The sequence below is a fragment of the Schaedlerella sp. genome, from assembly GCF_056796775.1.
In genome coordinates this window covers 1-16,953 of the sequence record NZ_JBQIKP010000073.1, presented here as the reverse complement: position 1 = coordinate 16,953, position 16,953 = coordinate 1, and the positions used below count along the sequence as shown (strand labels likewise).

Below are 16,953 nucleotides of genomic sequence, written 5' to 3'. Positions count from 1 at the left end.
GGACTTATAAAATGGATGAAATAAGTCAGGATGAAGCCGTTAAAGCTGGCATAAAATCAAATGCTAATTAGGCCAGTTATTAATTATTCGATGTACTAGTAAAAGATTTTGAACCAGCGAAGAACTTGCAATAAATGTTATTGGGAGTCTGCGTAAAGATGTGATATTTTAAAGAACATCCTATACTCTGCAATTTTGCAGAATACAGGATGTTCTGTTCTTATGCGTTAAGTACCCTGCACTTTTTCAACGTCAAAAATACTCTCTCAAAAGCCACGCCGGCGTACAGCTCCACGCATGGCAGAAGCTGTTCACCTGCGTATTTCCATAAGGCGAAGCGTTCGGATCCTTGGGGTCAAATGCCTCCCAGAAGGTATCCGCCCCCAGCTCGATCATACCGCCCCAGTAGGTTCTCATCAGCTCCAGCGCCTTCTCCTTTTCTCCCACATGGAGCAGCGCCTCGATCACATGATGGTACGCGTAAGGCGTCGCCACGCCCATTTCCGGGCTCTCCTCCAGGAGATGCAGCATCAGCCTGCGGCTCTGTTCCTTTTCCAATACATCCGCAAGGACCATCCACGCCTGGGTGGACCAGGATACCTGCCGGGACGCGCCGCTGACGAAAAATCCCTGCTCTTCATCCCAGAAACGCTTCTTTGCGTTTTCCAATGCTTCCTCTAAGAGCTTCTCGATCTCTGCCTCCGCCTTCGGATCCTCCGCCAGACCCGCCAGCACTTTTCCGTGGCGCAGGCAGTAGATCCACACGCCCTGGGCCGGCGCCTGGCGGTCGATCCCGTCCTTCCAGTCAATGAAAGCCAGCATGGGGTTCTTTTCCGTATCCGGCACGCCGTCCTTCATGTCCTCCTGGGCCAGCTCGATCTGCCGGTAAGCCGCAGGCCACAGTTCCTTTACGATATCCAGATCCTTTGTCTCCTGATAATAGTCGTATAAAATGGAAACAAAGAACAGGGAATAATCCCACAAAAAGGTATCGTCCACCTGCATCACCGGCTCTGTGAACAGGCAGGCGCCGATCTTGCCGTCGTCCCGGGTCAGGCCTGCGAAGAGGTACATGCAGCGTTTCACCAGATCATAGTTGCCGAAGGTGGCGTAGTTTGCCTTTGCCTGCAGACGCAGGTCCCCGATCCACAGACGGCGGTCCCGCTTGGGGCCGTCCTCGAACACATGCTGCATGCAGTCCTGCAGCGTTTTCAGGCTGGCGCGGTCAATCTTCTGCAGGTCTTCCGGAAGTCCGTCCACCGGCTTTACCGCATCCATGGATACGGCGGAAACGGCCGTCAGCTCCGCGTCTTCCACGACCACCTGAAACTTCTGGGAGGTATCCAGCGCCAGCACTTCCAGATAGCGGAAGGCATACCGCCTTGGGAGCTTTAACTCGCAGGGGAGCACATCGATATGGATAAACTCCTCCTGGATCCACCCTTTGCTGATCCATCCCTCATAGGTGGAGGAATCCTCCAGGATCTCGTTGGCGATCTCCGCGAATTTCAGCCGCAGAAATGCCGGAGCATCCTGGGGGCTTCCCGCGGAATTCAGCTTTAATGTCACGTATCCCACATGATGGTCGCCGAAATCCATGCAGATGCTGTCTCCCTTTGCCAGCCGCCTCTTCGGCATTTCTTCAATCCCTGTTTTTTCTGTTACTATGCCATGTCCCTGTTCCGACCGTCCGATCGTCACCAGCGACACGGGAGCGGTCTTTTTCTCGATCAGGTCATGATCCAGTTCCACCGCTTTCTTTACAAATGCGTCCACCGTTTTCCGTTTCATTTCCGGTATCACGCTCACCAATGCTTCTGCCATGCTTATTCCTCCTATAAAGTTGTATCGGCACGCGCCGCTTCGCGTCACCTGCCATATCGTCGGAAAGCATTCAAAAAATGCTTCGCATTTGCCTTCCTCCTGACATATGATTATTTCTAACTATTCGTGAAGCTTCTCTCCGTTGGTCGCGATCACGTCCTTATACCAGTAAAAGGATTTCTTTTTATAACGTTCCAGCGTCCCGGTGCCGTCGTCGTTCCGGTCCACATAGATAAATCCATACCGTTTTTTCAATTCCGCCGTGGACGCGCTCACCAGGTCAATGCAGCCCCAGGACGTATATCCCATCACATCCACGCCGTCCTCAATGGCTTCCTCCACCTGCAGCAAATGCTTCCGCAGATAGTCGATCCGGTAATCGTCCTCCACGGTCTTCGTGCCGTCCGCGCGCTCCACCGGCACATCCACCGCTCCCAGACCATTTTCCACGATGAACAGCGGCTTCTGGTAGCGGTCCCAGTAATAATTCAGCACGTAGCGCAGCCCCTGGGGGTCAATCTGCCAGCCCCACTCAGAGGCTTCCAGGTAAGGATTGGGCACGCCGCCCATGAGGTTCCCCTGGCCCTGGATCTGCTTCGCCGGATCCGCCGTATCACAAACGCTCATATAATAACTGAAGGAAACAAAATCCACCGTATGTTTCAGGATCTCCTCGTCCCCGGGTTCCATCCGGATCCGGATCCCGTTCTCCCGGAAATATCGTTTCATATATCCCGGATAATATCCGCACACATGCACGTCCCCGAAGAAATCATTTTTGTGGACGCTTTCCATCACCTTGATCACATCGTCGGGAGACGGACTCAGCGGGTAAGTGGGCATGCTTAAAATCATGCAGCCTACCTTTGCCTCCGGCATCATCTCATGGGCGATCTTCGTCGCCAGCGCGCTTGCCACAAATTCATGATGGACCGCCTGGTACAGATCCTGCGGGGAGATCTTCTCCTTTTCCGTGAAAATGCCGCCGCTTAAGAAAGGCTGGTGCAGCACGGAATTGATCTCATTGAAGGTGAGCCAGTATTTCACCTTGCTGCCGTATCTTGCGAAGATCACGCGGACATATTTCTCATAGAATCCGATCATCTTCCGGTTGACCCAGCCGTCATAGGTCTTCGACAGATACAGCGGCGTCTCATAATGGGAGATCGTCACCAGCGGCTCTATGCCATACCGCAGGCATTCATCAAACAGGTCGTCGTAAAACTTAAGCCCTTTTTCGTTAGGCTCCTCTTCATCCCCCTTCGGGAAAATGCGGCTCCACGCAATGGATGTCCGAAAGACCTTGAATCCCATCTCCGCAAACAGCTTGATATCCTCCTGATAACGGTGATAAAAATCAATCCCCACCAGCTTCATGTTGTCCGGGGTGGGCTCTTCGGTCCTGGGACCCACGATGCCGCGGGGTGTCACGTCCTGGGTACTCCATCCCTTTCCGTCCTCCTGATAGGCCCCCTCGCACTGGTTGGCAGCCACAGCCCCTCCCCAGAGAAAGTTTTTTGGAAATGCCATCTTCTGAATCCTCCTTTTCTGATCCGTATTGTGCAGACCCGTCAGCTTCATGTGTCAATATACTCACGGCCGATGAAATCTGCCGGGAGTATCGCGCCAGCCGTAGCCGCGAAGCGGCATATTTCCTTATGCGGCTGCGCACATCATGTTATGCTGTGCGGCAGATTTATCTGGCGCGCAGTATAACCTCTTCATGCTGCTGCTTTTAGTTCTTTAAAACGATACAGCGCCCCGATCAGGTTCGCGTCGTTGTAAAATCTGCAGGTCGTCAGCGTTGGTTTCGGAATATGAGGACTGATCATTTTAATGGGGTTGTTGTCAACCAGCGCGTCCATGCTCTCCCGCAGATATTCCAGAAGCAGCGGCTGCTGGCTGATCCCGCCGCCGATCGCCACACAGTCCAGATCCAGCAGGATATTCAAATTGTAGATCTGCACCGCCAGGGAATCGGTAAAATCCCTCAGCCCTTTGAGTACTTCCGGATTTCTGTCATTGGCCTGCTGAAAAATCCGGATCCCATCGTATTCCTCCCAGTTCGTTCCGGTGTGCTTTGCCACCGCCTTTGCCAGCCCCGGCGCGCCGCCGGAGATCCCCCAGTAGCCGTCCAGCGCCTGGGATTGGTTCTCATTGGCGCACACATAGCTGTACTCTCCTGCCGAAAAATGGCTTCCCCGGTAGAGCGCCCCGTTTAGGATCAGGCCGCCGCCTACCCCGGAGCCCAGTACCACCACGGCGCCGTTTCTGCAGCCTTTCAGGCTGCCCTGCCAAAATTCTGCCAGAGCCGCGCATTTCCCGTCATTTTCGATGGATACCGGAAATCCGTACCGGCTTTCCAGCTCCTCCGCCACCGGAGACTCGCTGAGATAGGCAAGGTAACCTGCGGTCACACAATATCCACGTTCCGAATCCAGCATCCCGGGCAGGCTCATGGCGATCCCCGCGATCCGGTCCCTGTACTGCTCCGCGATTCCGTCCAGCATGCGGTAATAGTCTTCCTTTTTGTGGTCCTTGTAGCCGGGAGTGGGAACCTTGTTTTTTTCCAAAATCGCGGCGTTTTCGTCCATCAAGGCGTATTTGGTAAATGTCCCGCCGCCGTCAATCACGAGATAATTTTCCATCCCCGTTCACCTCGTTTTTTCTGCTTATCCAAAATTAATCGCCAGCTTCGCAAAAAAGTCTTCCAGCGTCAGCCTGGCATCCAGATATTTATACACCCGGATCTCCCGGTTGTCCTGTCCGTGGATATAGGTCATATCCTCCGCAACCCTGGGGGCGGGTACGAGATCGTAGCTGACCTTTTCCAACTCCTCCATAAGCACGGCGATGGTTCCCTGGTCGCCCAGTCCCCAGATCTCTCCGTGGGGCCATGCCATTTCATATTTTGCCGCGTACTGGTTGAACTCTACCATCTGCCGGAACAGGTATTCCCCGATCTTTCCGCAGGGACGGACCTTGTGCTGCAATTCTGCCAAAGACACCGCCATCACCTTGTACAGGCTCTTGGGAACCTGCCACAGCGGAACTTGCGACGAAAAGATCACATTTGCCGCATGGACATCCATCATCAGGTTGAACTCAAATCCGCCCTTCGGGTAGTCCCCTCCTCCGATCCAGATGATCGTCATCCGTTCGGCGATCTCCGGCTTCATCAGTAGCGCGGAAGCCACGTCAGTCACCGCGCCCTGGCAGGCAACGTACAGCGGGCGGCTGTCCTCCCTCATGGCCTCCTCTATGATAAATCTCGCTCCCTCGGAATCAATCGGGGTCTTTTCGTCCTTCATTCCGGTGGCAGCTCCCATGAGCACAGGGTATTTTCCTTCCAGCCCCATCAGGTCCAGTACCTTGATGACCTCATCGTAGCTGGCTTTCGCGGTTCCCTCCTCCCCGTAGGTCTGGGGATTTTTCCAGAAATGCCCTGCCACGATCCCTTTTACGTCGAATCGGGGTGTCATCAGGTGATGCGCCACAGCAAACTGGTCATCCGCTTCATTTTTGCAGTCCGTATGTACGATCACACGGACCTTTTTGTTTTCCGGTACTACATACTCATAGTTCCACATAATCCTTCCTCCTTATGAACATATTTTCATATAGGATGCCCGTGGGCATCCCGTCATGGCCATTCAGCCGGTTTATAAAAAAAGAGTTTTGCTTGCGAAACTCGCGCCTGCGGCGGTTGCATCGCAACATCTACCTTGTACGCCGCGGCGCGCATCCCTCAGAGGGCTTTTTCTTACTCAGACTCCGCCTGACGCTTGTTCAGATCCGCGCGGATCTCCGGATATCTCTTATCCAGGTCATACGGGATCATGACCGCGATCGCCAGGATCGTAGACACCAGGGACAATCCACCGAACGCGAAGTTGATGGCGGTCTGTGTCTTCGGAAATACTTCCGCCAGATTCTGTCCTGCCTTCAATGCGGCATCCATTGCCTCGGAGTCATAGGCTCCCCATACCAGAAGCGCGGATACGATAGCCGATGCGGACGCGCTGGACAGCTTGTTCACAAAGCCGGAAAGCGCGTTCTGGGTTCCTCCCAGATTCCGTCCGCACTGCCATTCCGTGTAGTCGTAGATATCCGGCATCATGGAGAAGAACATGCTGGAGCGGAAGCCGAAGCCCAGACCGATCAGTGCCAGGGACAGGGTTGCGATCGTACCGTTGGAGGTAAAGAACAGGATCGCGTAGCCGATCACGTCAACGATCGCGCCGAACTGCATCAGCTTTACCTTGTGGATCCCGCGTCCGTTCAGGTATGCCGCCAGGATCATCGTCGGGATCGCCAGGATCGTCAGCAGGGACAGGGCCAGCGGCATGGAGCTTTGATCGCATACAATGTAATTATAGTAGTACTGCATTGCCCCGTACATTCCAAGGTAACCCAGGAACAGGAAGAACACAAGGAGCAGAAGCATGATATAATACTTATTTTTAAAGACAGCGCCCAGATCCTGCAGGATGGAAGATTTTGCCACGGTCTTGGACGGCGGGTTGATCTCTGCCGTATTGAATACACACAGGCACATGATGACAATGACCATCAGGCCGAGCACGATATTGGTGTTCCGGTAGCCTGTCGCCAGCGCCGCGCCTGTCGCGTCCTGGGAACCTGCAAAATAGTAAACCATCGGGATGACGAACAGGGAAGAGGTCAAGGATCCCAGGTTCGAAAATACGGTACGCGTGGTCGCGATCTTGGTACGCTCTGTCGGAGACGGAGACAGCGCGGAAACGATGGGCGCCATGGGGATATTGACCAGGGTATATCCAAAGGAAAAGATCACGTAGGTCACGTAAGCCCAGGCCAGCTTCGCGCCTGCGCTCCATCCGGTGGGAACGGAGAACAGCAGTACCATGCCGATCGCCAGCACCGGCGCGCCGCACAGCATCCATGGACGGTAACGGCCCATCTTCGTATCTGTACGGTCGATCAGCGAACCTACCATGTAGTCTGTAAATGCATCAATAAACTTTGTAACAACGAACATAAATCCAACTGCCGAAGCGCCCAGTCCCGCACAGTTTGTATAGTAAAACAACAGATAGGTATTTGCCAGAAGGTATGCCAGGTTGCAGGCATAATCGCTGATACCAAATCCAATACGCTGCCTCCATTTAAAGGCGGTCGTCTCATAATAGCTCGGTTCATGTTTTAATATTTGCATAATGATTATCTCCTCTTCCTTTTCATTTTCTTTTTGAAACGCGTTTCCTGATCACTTGTGATGGTTGTATTATAGCCTCCGCGAGAAGATATCTATATCATTATTTCAATATTTTTATCAAAATTAAAACATATTTGTACCTGCACGGCTGCGATGAAGCTCCATTTCTGGATCAGCAGCCGTACAGGTAAAAATCATTCCAGCGCATTGGTCAGGAGCGGAACTCCTTCTCTTTATATTGATCCCGGTACTGCTTGGGCGTCATCTTCATATACCGCTTGAACGCATTTCCAAAATGGCTCTGGGAGTGGAAGCATACATAGTCGCTGATCTCCGTCAGGCTGGCCTCCGAATATTTCAGAAGATTTGCCGCCCGCTCCACACGGAACTTCTGGATATATTCCTGGATTGTCATGCCTATATCCTGACGGAATACCCTTGAGAGATGCCCCGGGCTGATCCCGATGGCCTCTGCGATCTCTTCCAGATAGATCTTATGATTATAATTTTTATAAATGTAATCCTTGCACTGTTCCGTATAGCTGCTGGCCGCCTTTTCAGACTTCACCTCCGCGACCAGGCTTGCAAATTCGTAGATTGCTTTTCGGAAATATTCCTGCAGCTGATTTGTATCTGCGCACCTGTCGATCCGGTTGATAAAAATATCGCTCAGACGGTAGGCCCTGGCAGGAGAGACCCCGCCCGCGATGGCCTCCCGCGTACACACGGTCACCGAGGTCACGGCCAGGTTCTTATAATGGTTCTTTTTCCTGCCGGAAAGGATTCCCGCATTTTCAAAAAGCACATCCGCCCTCCGCCTGGCTTCTCCGGGACGGCCCTCCCGAACGCTTTCCATGACATAGCGTTCCTCCTGGTAGGTGTGATGGTACATATCGTCGTCCAGCTTCCGCATCTCCAGGACTGTATCCTCTTTTTCAACCTCCGCCTCCACTTCCTCCACCAGACCATTTTCCTTCAAAATCTCCTCGCAGTCAAGCGGAACTCCATTTTCCAGTTCACTGATCACAGCCGCGTAGGTCAGGATCCGGAAAAGGACGGTCTTCACCGGATGCTTCTTCTCCTCCCCGGCAATGCCGTAAGCCTCATAGAACCGGTTCAGGCCGGCATAATCCATGTCCTCCGTGCAGACCGGTCCGGCCAGATAAAAGCCGCTCTTTCCTTTTACGCAGATAAAAAAGGCCCCGTATTCATCTTTATAGACGACCGGAAGCGCCTGGCGCATGCAGCGTTTGACCAGCAGCTCCACAAGAAACGGGGCGCACACAAAGGGGCTTTCCTGTTCTAAAAATGCACCGATGCTTTTCGGTGCACTGTTCTCGTCCTCTGTGCAGAAAATGGGGATTCCGCAGAGTGCTTCTATTTTTTCCATCAATTGAGACATCGCGATCCTCCTGTGTAAGGAACTATGCAAAAAAACTTTTACATTGCATTTTTGATCCGCTGCCGCGCCGCCTGCTCACCGTGCCGCAGGCCGCGTACATTCAACGGTTCTTCTGATAGATCTCCGTAAGCTCCTGCATCCGCCCGATGATCTCCTCGTCCAGGATGTCCAGCCCAAAGCCCTGCAGCATCTGTCCGAAGACCATGCCCTTCCGAAGGATCTGCTCCGGGGAATTGCCGAAGACCATGGGGTTCATCCACACATTCGCCCCCAGTATGATCAGCTCCGCCAGCTCTTCCGGGTAGTCGGTATGAATGGAACCGTCCGCGATTCCGTCCCGGATCACCGGAAGGATATAGTTCGGCGCCACATCATCCACCGTATCCCGGAACATGCTGAACAAAAGAGTCGGGCTTCTGCTCAGATCCGGCGCCGCCGAAAAAATCTCTTCCTGGACCGGCCTTTTCAGCGACTCTGCGAAGATCATTTTCAGCTTTTCCCTTCCTGTGATATCCGTCCGGTCACGGATCACGCCAAGCAGCCTGTTGGATTCCTTCGTCATCCGGTCCGTCACCGCCTCCAAGATCTCTTCTTTTGATTTAAAATGGTGATAGATCGCGCCCTTGCTCAGGCCTCCTAAGTTGTTGAGAAGGTCCTGGATGGAGGTGTGCTCATAGCCCTTCTCCATAAACAGGCTGAATGCCGTGTCCAGAATCAGGTTTACCGTTTCCTCGGGGTGTTTATTTCTTGCCATAGTCTCATCTCCTGACATGCAACATGCATCGTTTCTCTTGATACATTTACCTTATCACAAAAAAGGAGATCCGTCAAAATCCCTGGTAATATTTTTCAGCCATTGATAGCTTTTATAATGCCGATACACAAACGGCAGCTTCACAAATTCGTCCAGATAGATCAGAAAATACACCCACATGGGCGAGAGCTTCAGCAGAAACGCGCTGATAAATCCCAGCGGCACCGCAAACAGCCACATATCGATCACATCACAGATAAATCCCCACCGGGAGTCCCCACCCGCGCGGAAGATCCCGCAGATGACGGTACTGTTCATGGCCTGCCCCAGGACAGAATACATATTAATAAACAGCATGATGCTCAGATACCCCTGCGCGACAGCGCTTAGATCCGCCATATTCATAAACAGCGGCCGCAGCAGGAAGATCAAAGCGCCGCCTGCGATCCCGCTGACAAATGTGATCCAGCAGAAGCGGGACGCGTCCTCCTTGACCGTCTCCATCTGCCCGGCGCCGATGGCCTTTCCCAGCAGAATGGCGCCTGCGTTGGCGATCCCGAAGCAGACCACCGTCCCCAGGTTTTTGGCCACAACAGCCACTGCGTTGGCCGCGACCATGTCGCTTCCCAGGTGCCCCATGATCACGGAATACATGGAAAATCCGACTCCCCAGGAAACCTCATTTCCAAAGGCCGGAAGGGAGTATTTCATAAAATCCTGGAACAGGACTTTGTGATGCTCCAGCAGGATCCGTGGCCGGAAACGGATCGTCTCGAACCGGCAGGCATCCGCCAGGCAGATCAGCAGCTCAACGCCCCGGGCAGTAGTCGTCGCAAGCGCCACACCCAGGATCCCCATTTTCGGCAGACCGAACAGTCCGAAAATGAACACCGCATTGAGGAGAATGTTCAGCCCCAGGGCGGATCCGTTGGTGACGGTCGCGAATACCACCCGCTCAATGGAGCGCATGGTACACAGGTACACCTGGGAAATGCTCATGAACAGGTAGGAGATCCCCACGATCCGCAGATAGGGCATGCCTGTTTCAATAAGCTCCGGCTCGGATGTAAAGACCAGCATCAAAAGCTTCGGGAAAAAGCATGCCAGCACAAAAAATACGGACGAAACCAGGATGGACAGCTTCATGCCGATCCCCATGATCTTTTCAATCGTCCGGGTGTCCTTCCTGCCCCAGTACTGGGCGGCCAGCATGCCGATCCCGGAGGAAATGCCGGAATAAACAAGGTTCAATATGAACATAATCTGACTGGCAAGGGAGCCTGCGGAAAGCGCGGTCTGGCTCACCCATCCCAGCATGATCACGTCTGCGGAACCGACGGCCGTGGTGATCAGGTTCTGGCATACAATCGGAAGCGCCAGCCGGAACATATCTTTATAAAAAGTGGATGATTTTGTCATTGTAGTTTTCATAAGCACCGCCTTTTTAACATTGGAACGCTCCTGTACGGTTGCCGCGCAGACCTGTAAGGCATATCCCACAAAAAAGTTATATTTCAAATAGTATAACGGATTTTGATTGGATTGTCTTACGGAATACCAAGAAAAAACTACACTATTTTGACATCAAGAAATTTTCAGCAGTCCCTTCATCATTCGGTTCAAGATCACGGTACTGATACATGCCAGCATCAGTTCCGCCGCAAACGCCCCGTACGCAATTCCCTGAATCCCAAACAGCCCATTCAGGATCAGCGTCGCCGGAATCTCGAATACGATCTTGCGCAGGACCGCAAACACCAGGGAGATCCTCCCCTTCCCTACACTCTGAAATACTCCGATCCCCAGGAAATCGATCACCAGAAATACGATACAGAGACTAAGCGCTCTCAGAAAGATTGCCCCGTACCGGACAATCTCCAGATTGCTGATGAAGATCCGGATCAGCCCGGGCGCAAAGATCCATCCGAACGCCGCCACAACCGCCAGGCTGGGGATCAAAAGCCTTCTCACAAACCGGATCGTATCATCCATCCGCCGGTAATTTCCGCTGGAATAGGAATATCCCACCAGCGGCATGATCCCCTGTGTCCCGCCCAGAGCGACCTGCATGGGGATCATGTAGATCTTCTGGGCAATGCCGATGGCCGCCACTGCTTCCGTGCCATAGCCGGACATGAGATTGTTCAGGATCGTCATCCCCGTCACATTGAGCAGATTCTGGATGGATGCCGGAACCCCCACCCCGCAGATGCCGGTCACGATCTCCCGTTTCAGGGTAAAATCCTTCGGCTTCACACTGATAAATGTGCGTCCCCTTTTTACATACAGCAGTATGAAAAAATAACAGCAGGCCGTACAATTTGAAAGGAAGGTGGCCAGACCCGCTCCGGCCGCTCCCATCCCGAGCCCCCAGGGCATGATGAAAACCGGATCCAGGATCATATTCAAAACGCATCCGCTCATGGTTCCGATGCTGGCGTGAAATGCCGCGCCTTCTGAGCGTACGAAATACGCCATCACAACATTCAGGATAGACGGCGCCGCGCCGCAGATGACCGTCCATTTCATATAGGCTGCCGTTGCGTCCATGGTAGCCGCATCTGCCCCCAGAAGGCGCAGCATCGGCGTTCGGAAGAACAGACAGATTATGGAAATGAGCAGCCCTCCGGCCAGCGCGCAGTAGAACCCAAAGGCCGCGCTTTTACTCACGGTATCAAAATCCTTCCGCCCCAGAGCCCGGCTCATCATGCTGGAGCTTCCCACGCCGAACAAGTTGCTGACCGCGTTAAAGGACAGCATGACCGGCGCTGCCAGCGTCACCGCCGCATTCTGCAGCGGATCGTTCAGCCTCCCCACAAAATACGTGTCGGCCAGGCTGTAAATGACCATCACTAAAGAGCTGAGTACCGTCGGGATCATCAGCTTTTTTGCCGCCTTTGGAATCGGCATCTCTTCAAAAATCGCCTTGTTTTCGATTTGGCTCATCGTTTTATCCACCTGCTGTCGTTCCTATAGGAATCGCCATCATTCCCCGGATTCAGATAAATTCCCATGCCGCGCCTCCATTCAAACTGTTTAATACGTCTGATTATACAGCTAACTTCCGCATACCGTCAACTCCTATCTGCGCGGGATTTCATTTCGGAAATCAAAGGTGTTACAGTTCCTGGCGCGGCTTTCAATAGGCCGGATTCCTTACTGTGAGCACCGCAGGTACGAACAGTAACATGTTATCTCCTCAAAATCCCCGGCTCCCTTTCCTCAAATATACCGGGATCGTATCCAGCGGCGCGTCCGCCTGATACTCCTTTCCCCCTTCATATTCCTTTCCGGAAGCGTATTCAATCCACCTCTCCCCTTCCGGCAGGTATACCCTGCGGGACACTGCTCCCGCGTACAGCACTGGCGCCACCAGTACGTCCGGGCCGAAGAAATACTCATCCTCGATCTCCCAGCATGTCGCATCGCTGGGATACATATAGAACAGCGTCCGCATCACAGGAGTTCCCTTCTCGTGAGCTTCCTCCATGACCCGTCTGATATAGGGCCGCATCCGCTCCCGCAGCTTCATATATTTTTTGCAGATGGCGTAGACCTCTTCCCCGTAGCTCCACACCTCATTCTCCGCGCCGGAACAGCAGGCCGCGCCTCCCGTGGTACCCTGCTGGGGCTGTCTGGGTTCCCGGTCTCCATGAAGCCGCATGACCGGGCAAAAGGCGCCCCACTGAAACCATCTGGCAAATAATTCCCGAAAGGCAGGGTCATCCGGATTGCCTCCATGGCTTCTGCCCCTCCGCCTCCATGCCCTCTTTGCCACATTGTCAAGTGGTGAATTCAAATACTTCCTATTGATGTGATTGGAATGTTTTTCATTTATTATCTATTATGGAGACAAAACAGCGAGCTTTCTATGTTATTGTTTATTCCTCTTATTATTTTTTTGGCAATGATATATTTTTCTCATGAGAAAATGAAAAATAATAGTAGTCAGCTTTTTGACAAAGAAGAAATATTCAACTCGTCATTAATTGAATCAATTTCGAATATTGAAACTATAAAAAACTATCAGGTTACTAATCTATTTGAAAAAAAGGTGGCTCATAACTTGAGTGATCTGTTCCAAGTAATGCAATCATTTTTTGCTTTTAACTTACTACAGACTAATATGAAAAACTTAGTAATTTCATTATTTAATTTATATGTATTAGGGTTGGGGGCATACTTAGTGATTAATAATAATTTTGCTGCAGGATCACTGTTAGTATTTAATTCTTCAGCAATGCGAGTATTTAATCCTTTTTTGAAAATTACAAATATGCAAGCTGCTTATGAGCAAGGGGAAATAGCTAGATTGAGATATCAAGATATACTTAATACAGACGTTTATCGGTAAGCAGGAAATAATCTGTACCTGTTCAAAATGATCAGCATTTGATAAACTGTTCCTTACTTACCAAACAATGAATTCTTCTATAAGCAAAAATTCATTTGGACTTTGACAAAAAAATCCACCCAGCAGTTTCTGCTAAGTGGATGCACCTGGACGATTTGTACGACAGGACTCCGGTATGGATTCTGACCATGGTAATAGTTTCTGGAGATCTTCTTTTGACGGGAATGGACCCAGATCTTTCATGCGTTCCAGTATGTAAGCCACATAGTCATATGGCTTAAGCCCATTCAGTAACGCTGTCTCCGTGATGCTGTATACGGTCGCGCTGGCCTCCGCGCCTTTGATGCTTTTGGAGAACAGCCAGTTGCGGCGGCCAATCGCAAAGTTCTTGATCGCCCTCTCAGCCGCCGAGTTATCGATGCTCAGATGGCCGTCTTCCAGATAGGCTTTTAGATATTTTTCCTGATTTAACGCGTATAAAACGGCCTCCCCTATTTTAGAAGACCTGTTTACAGAGCCTTCCAAAGTATGCAGCCACCCGAAGAAAGCCTCTAAAAGCGGTTTTGACTGCTTCTGACGCTCGGTATATCTTTCCTCAGGAGATTGGTTACGGATCAGTTCCTCTATCTTATAAAGCATGCCGATCCGTGCCATTGCCTGGTATGCAGTTGTTTCTTTCAGCTGTTCTTTGGTAAAGCCCTTTTTCAAAGGGGTAAGGGCTTCATCAAAACGCCGCCTTGCGTGTGCCATGCACCCTGTCACGGTGATCTGCTCCGGAAGGCCGTGGTAAGCCTGGTATCCATCACAGGTCAGATAGCCACGGAATTCATCCCCCAGGAATTCTGCCGGATGGTATCCACCCCTGGTCCTTTCATATTGGAAGAGGACCATCCGTGGGGATCCGCTGTATTCATCCGTAAGATACACCCACATCCAGTTCTGGGTTGTCCCTTTTTGCTCGGGCTCATCGATCACCTGGAGTCGGGTTTCATCACAGTGGATATATCTGCCACGCAGGAATTCTTCCCTCATCAGGTCATAGACCGGCTGCAGGTACCGTTTTGCGCACAGGATGATCCAGTTGGCCATGGTCTTTGTTGACAGGTTCAGGTTATATCTTGCGAACTCCCTCTCCTGTCGCGCAAGCGGCATCCCGTTCACATATTTCGCGTTCATAATGCCGGCAACGAGGGATGGTGTCGCAACACTGCCTTTGAGAAGTGACGGATCTTTCTGCGGGCGCTTCATCATTCCGCATTTGGGACAGGCATAAACATAGGTAGTCTCCTCCACCACTTCAAATCGGGCAGGGATGAATTTCAAATATTTTACGGTCTCCGTAGTCACCACTTTATATTTTGTCCCACATTCAGGGCAGAATCTGTCGTTTCCTTCTAATTTATGTTTGATCACTTCCGTGGTTTCAAAAGCGGAAAGGTCCTCTTCCTTTTTTCCGGTTGGTTTTTTCCGTTTATAAGATTTTGGATGGATCTCCTCCATCTCTGGCTCGGCTGCATTGGGATCGGCCTCTTGCTCCGCCTCATTGAACAGGTCCATCTGCTCATAGCCTTCCGCGTATTTTTCGCTGGAAGAGCCAAACTGCTTCCTCTGCGCAAGTGCCAGCCGATCCGAAAGCAGCGCATTCATAAACTCCAGTTCCTTCGTTTTTTCTTTCAGGAGCTGGATCTCTGTTTCCTGTTTTTTCTGATGCACCTGCATGGCCTGTATCAATGTGATGATATTCTCTTTGCTCATATCCTGCAATTGTTTTTCAGAAAAAAGCGGTTCCATGATCCAGCCCTCCTATCTCTTGTGGTCTGAGAAAAGTATATCATGAAACCGCTCTGTTTTCGAGAGGAAACCGGATGGAAAAACAGAGGAAATTTTACAGAAAACTGCCGCATTTTCAGCTTTTTGCGAATTGACAGGAAAACCGGTGCGGATCAGATTGTGATCTTCGGATGATGTTCCTCAAAAGCGCCTTTTTGGTTCAGGGACAGTCCATCGCATAACCAATGAATTTCCTTTAAGGTCACTTTTTTCAACTCATCCGGCGTATCTGGCCAGCGGAATGAATTGCGGTCAAGCCGTTTCATCAGGATCCAGAAACCGGATCCGTCCCATTGAAGGATTTTGATGGATGTCCGTCTGCGGTTACAGAAGGCGAACATGCAGCGGGAATACGGATCCAGATGGAATTTTAACTTTATGATCGCGGCCAGGCCGTTATAGCTCTTACGCAGATCCGTACTGCCGCAGGCCAGGTATACGGTAGTCCCGCCTGCCAGGTCAAGCATAATTTCTTAGTGTATGGATCAAAGAGGCCATCAGTTCACGCGGGCAGCCGGCGCTGACCTCGATCCGGATGCTTCCTGGAAGATGGATCGTTATGGGGGGAGACTCCGACAACGGCTGGGAGGAGACCTCTAACTCAGTAGAAGGGAGTCTGGCAAAGACCGGATCCATCCCTTGATCCAATTCGGACGGCTTCTGCATTTGTTTTCTGATCCAATAACTGAGAGTCGACAGAGGGACTTGATTTTCCTGACACCATTGTTTTCTTGACAATCCGCTTTTTTGGAAATCCTGAATTCGCTTCATCCAGAAATCTTCTTTTGTAAGGTTTGTTTCATTCATAGGCAATACCTCCTTGATTTGGAGCTATTGTATCAAAAATAATGGGGGATTCATAGATACGGATTATTTCGTGCTTACGTTTATCGTGAATGGGGGGATATTAAACTCGAAAATGTAAAAGAGCTAGAATTAACAGATGTATCATATTGGTATACAATAAATTCATTGATTTTCAAAAATGTAAATATTAAGATAGAAGCAAATAGTAATATTGCTTTAATGGGTAATAGTGGTTCTGGAAAAGAAACAATAGGAAAATTAATTGCAAACTACTATGGTGTTAAGAAAGGAAGGATATTAGTAAATGGTATTGAAATACAGCAATATACAAAAGAATCATTAACTAACCAAATATTATATATTCCACAGAAAGTCGAACTGTTTTCGGGCACTATTTTAGAGAATATTTTATTAGGAAGAGATATTGATAAAGAAAAAGTATTCAAAATTTCAAGGTGTATTGGTTTTGACGAAATTGTTAATCAATTCTCTAAAGGGTATAATACTATTATTGGAGAACGTGGAATTATGTTATCTGCAGGACAAATGCAAATGTTAAATATAATTAGAGCAACAGTCCAAAATTATAATATAATTATATTTGATGAAGTTACAAATGGGTTAGATTTTGAATCAAAAGAAAAAGTTTGTAATTATCTGTTTGAATATGGTAATATAAAATTATGGTGTTAGTCAAAAAAAGTGTTGGTAATTTCTTAAATCAACAACAACTGCCAATTACGGACATCTTTTATGCTGTGCCAATAGCATTCTTGTCCGACTGT

The 16,953-nt window shown here is 50.5% G+C and carries 15 protein-coding genes; 2 read left to right on the top strand and 13 right to left on the bottom strand.

The window, feature by feature from the left end; translation table 11 throughout:
- Positions 1 to 252 precede the first annotated feature (252 nt).
- The 10 genes from ACTOY7_RS20325 to ACTOY7_RS20280 all read right to left on the bottom strand — a co-directional run bounded on the left by ACTOY7_RS20325 (position 253) and on the right by ACTOY7_RS20280 (position 12,976).
- Positions 253 to 1,824 carry an alpha-L-rhamnosidase-related protein gene (locus ACTOY7_RS20325; protein WP_394683827.1) on the bottom strand — a complete coding sequence of 524 codons (1,572 nt, stop codon included), beginning with the start codon at positions 1,822 to 1,824 and terminating at the stop codon, positions 253 to 255.
- Between the two features lie 120 nt (positions 1,825 to 1,944).
- Positions 1,945 to 3,354 (bottom strand): glycoside hydrolase family 1 protein, encoded by a 1,410-nt coding sequence (locus tag ACTOY7_RS20320; RefSeq protein ID WP_482671506.1) that lies wholly within the window; start codon positions 3,352 to 3,354, stop codon positions 1,945 to 1,947.
- A 191-nt stretch (positions 3,355 to 3,545) separates the two neighbouring features.
- Positions 3,546 to 4,472, bottom strand: coding sequence for an ROK family protein (locus ACTOY7_RS20315; protein WP_482671505.1), 927 nt, complete (start codon positions 4,470 to 4,472; stop codon positions 3,546 to 3,548).
- A gap of 24 nt (positions 4,473 to 4,496) precedes the next feature.
- Complete coding sequence (locus ACTOY7_RS20310) at positions 4,497 to 5,414, bottom strand: nucleoside hydrolase (RefSeq protein WP_160284210.1); 918 nt, start codon at positions 5,412 to 5,414, stop codon at positions 4,497 to 4,499.
- A 173-nt stretch (positions 5,415 to 5,587) separates the two neighbouring features.
- Positions 5,588 to 7,021, bottom strand: coding sequence for an MFS transporter (locus ACTOY7_RS20305; RefSeq protein WP_160284211.1), 1,434 nt, complete (start codon positions 7,019 to 7,021; stop codon positions 5,588 to 5,590).
- A gap of 211 nt (positions 7,022 to 7,232) precedes the next feature.
- The gene (locus tag ACTOY7_RS20300; RefSeq protein ID WP_300885954.1) at positions 7,233 to 8,423 is read right to left on the bottom strand and encodes an AraC family transcriptional regulator; all 1,191 of its coding nucleotides are present in this window, start codon (positions 8,421 to 8,423) and stop codon (positions 7,233 to 7,235) included.
- A 100-nt stretch (positions 8,424 to 8,523) separates the two neighbouring features.
- The gene (locus tag ACTOY7_RS20295) at positions 8,524 to 9,177 is read right to left on the bottom strand and encodes a TetR/AcrR family transcriptional regulator (protein WP_160284213.1); all 654 of its coding nucleotides are present in this window, start codon (positions 9,175 to 9,177) and stop codon (positions 8,524 to 8,526) included.
- 54 nt (positions 9,178 to 9,231) lie between these two features.
- Positions 9,232 to 10,608 carry an MATE family efflux transporter gene (locus ACTOY7_RS20290; RefSeq protein ID WP_394683831.1) on the bottom strand — a complete coding sequence of 459 codons (1,377 nt, stop codon included), beginning with the start codon at positions 10,606 to 10,608 and terminating at the stop codon, positions 9,232 to 9,234.
- Positions 10,609 to 10,761: 153 nt separating this feature from the next.
- Positions 10,762 to 12,123, bottom strand: a complete 1,362-nt coding sequence (locus ACTOY7_RS20285) for an MATE family efflux transporter (RefSeq protein ID WP_482671504.1) — start codon at positions 12,121 to 12,123, stop codon at positions 10,762 to 10,764.
- A gap of 253 nt (positions 12,124 to 12,376) precedes the next feature.
- Entirely contained in the window at positions 12,377 to 12,976 is a 600-nt protein-coding gene (locus ACTOY7_RS20280; protein WP_482671503.1) for a TIM-barrel domain-containing protein, read from the bottom strand.
- 24 nt (positions 12,977 to 13,000) lie between these two features.
- On the opposite strand from ACTOY7_RS20280, the gene ACTOY7_RS20275 reads away from it, so the two are divergent.
- Positions 13,001 to 13,531, top strand: a complete 531-nt coding sequence (locus ACTOY7_RS20275; protein ID WP_482671502.1) for an ABC transporter transmembrane domain-containing protein — start codon at positions 13,001 to 13,003, stop codon at positions 13,529 to 13,531.
- A gap of 132 nt (positions 13,532 to 13,663) precedes the next feature.
- Here ACTOY7_RS20275 and tnpC read toward each other — a convergent pair whose 3' ends face one another.
- The 3 genes from tnpC to tnpA form a co-directional block, all read right to left on the bottom strand.
- Complete coding sequence (tnpC, locus tag ACTOY7_RS20270; protein WP_482671501.1) at positions 13,664 to 15,322, bottom strand: IS66 family transposase; 1,659 nt, start codon at positions 15,320 to 15,322, stop codon at positions 13,664 to 13,666.
- A gap of 152 nt (positions 15,323 to 15,474) precedes the next feature.
- A complete protein-coding gene (gene tnpB / locus ACTOY7_RS20265; RefSeq protein WP_160283480.1) occupies positions 15,475 to 15,828 on the bottom strand; it encodes an IS66 family insertion sequence element accessory protein TnpB in 354 nt (117 codons plus the stop codon).
- Entirely contained in the window at positions 15,821 to 16,168 is a 348-nt protein-coding gene (gene tnpA, locus ACTOY7_RS20260) for an IS66 family insertion sequence element accessory protein TnpA (RefSeq protein WP_482671500.1), read from the bottom strand. The genes tnpB and tnpA overlap by 8 nt, the downstream gene beginning before the upstream one ends.
- A gap of 165 nt (positions 16,169 to 16,333) precedes the next feature.
- Between tnpA and ACTOY7_RS20255 the strand changes: the two genes are divergently transcribed.
- Complete coding sequence (locus tag ACTOY7_RS20255) at positions 16,334 to 16,861, top strand: ATP-binding cassette domain-containing protein (RefSeq protein ID WP_482672326.1); 528 nt, start codon at positions 16,334 to 16,336, stop codon at positions 16,859 to 16,861.
- The last annotated feature ends 92 nt before the right edge of the window (positions 16,862 to 16,953 follow it).

What these genes read in the sequence shown, in the direction of transcription:
- ACTOY7_RS20325 (WP_394683827.1), bottom strand. Translation starts at nt 1,824, where the DNA reads ATGGCAGAAGCATTGGTGAGCGTGATACCGGAAATGAAACGGAAAACG.
- ACTOY7_RS20320 (WP_482671506.1), bottom strand. Translation starts at nt 3,354, where the DNA reads ATGGCATTTCCAAAAAACTTTCTCTGGGGAGGGGCTGTGGCTGCCAAC.
- ACTOY7_RS20315 (WP_482671505.1), bottom strand. Translation starts at nt 4,472, where the DNA reads ATGGAAAATTATCTCGTGATTGACGGCGGCGGGACATTTACCAAATAC.
- ACTOY7_RS20310 (WP_160284210.1), bottom strand. Translation starts at nt 5,414, where the DNA reads ATGTGGAACTATGAGTATGTAGTACCGGAAAACAAAAAGGTCCGTGTG.
- ACTOY7_RS20305 (WP_160284211.1), bottom strand. Translation starts at nt 7,021, where the DNA reads ATGCAAATATTAAAACATGAACCGAGCTATTATGAGACGACCGCCTTT.
- ACTOY7_RS20300 (WP_300885954.1), bottom strand. Translation starts at nt 8,423, where the DNA reads ATGTCTCAATTGATGGAAAAAATAGAAGCACTCTGCGGAATCCCCATT.
- ACTOY7_RS20295 (WP_160284213.1), bottom strand. Translation starts at nt 9,177, where the DNA reads ATGGCAAGAAATAAACACCCCGAGGAAACGGTAAACCTGATTCTGGAC.
- ACTOY7_RS20290 (WP_394683831.1), bottom strand. Translation starts at nt 10,608, where the DNA reads ATGAAAACTACAATGACAAAATCATCCACTTTTTATAAAGATATGTTC.
- ACTOY7_RS20285 (WP_482671504.1), bottom strand. Translation starts at nt 12,123, where the DNA reads ATGAGCCAAATCGAAAACAAGGCGATTTTTGAAGAGATGCCGATTCCA.
- ACTOY7_RS20275 (WP_482671502.1), top strand. Translation starts at nt 13,001, where the DNA reads ATGTTTTTCATTTATTATCTATTATGGAGACAAAACAGCGAGCTTTCT.
- tnpC (WP_482671501.1), bottom strand. Translation starts at nt 15,322, where the DNA reads ATGGAACCGCTTTTTTCTGAAAAACAATTGCAGGATATGAGCAAAGAG.
- tnpB (WP_160283480.1), bottom strand. Translation starts at nt 15,828, where the DNA reads ATGCTTGACCTGGCAGGCGGGACTACCGTATACCTGGCCTGCGGCAGT.
- tnpA (WP_482671500.1), bottom strand. Translation starts at nt 16,168, where the DNA reads ATGAATGAAACAAACCTTACAAAAGAAGATTTCTGGATGAAGCGAATT.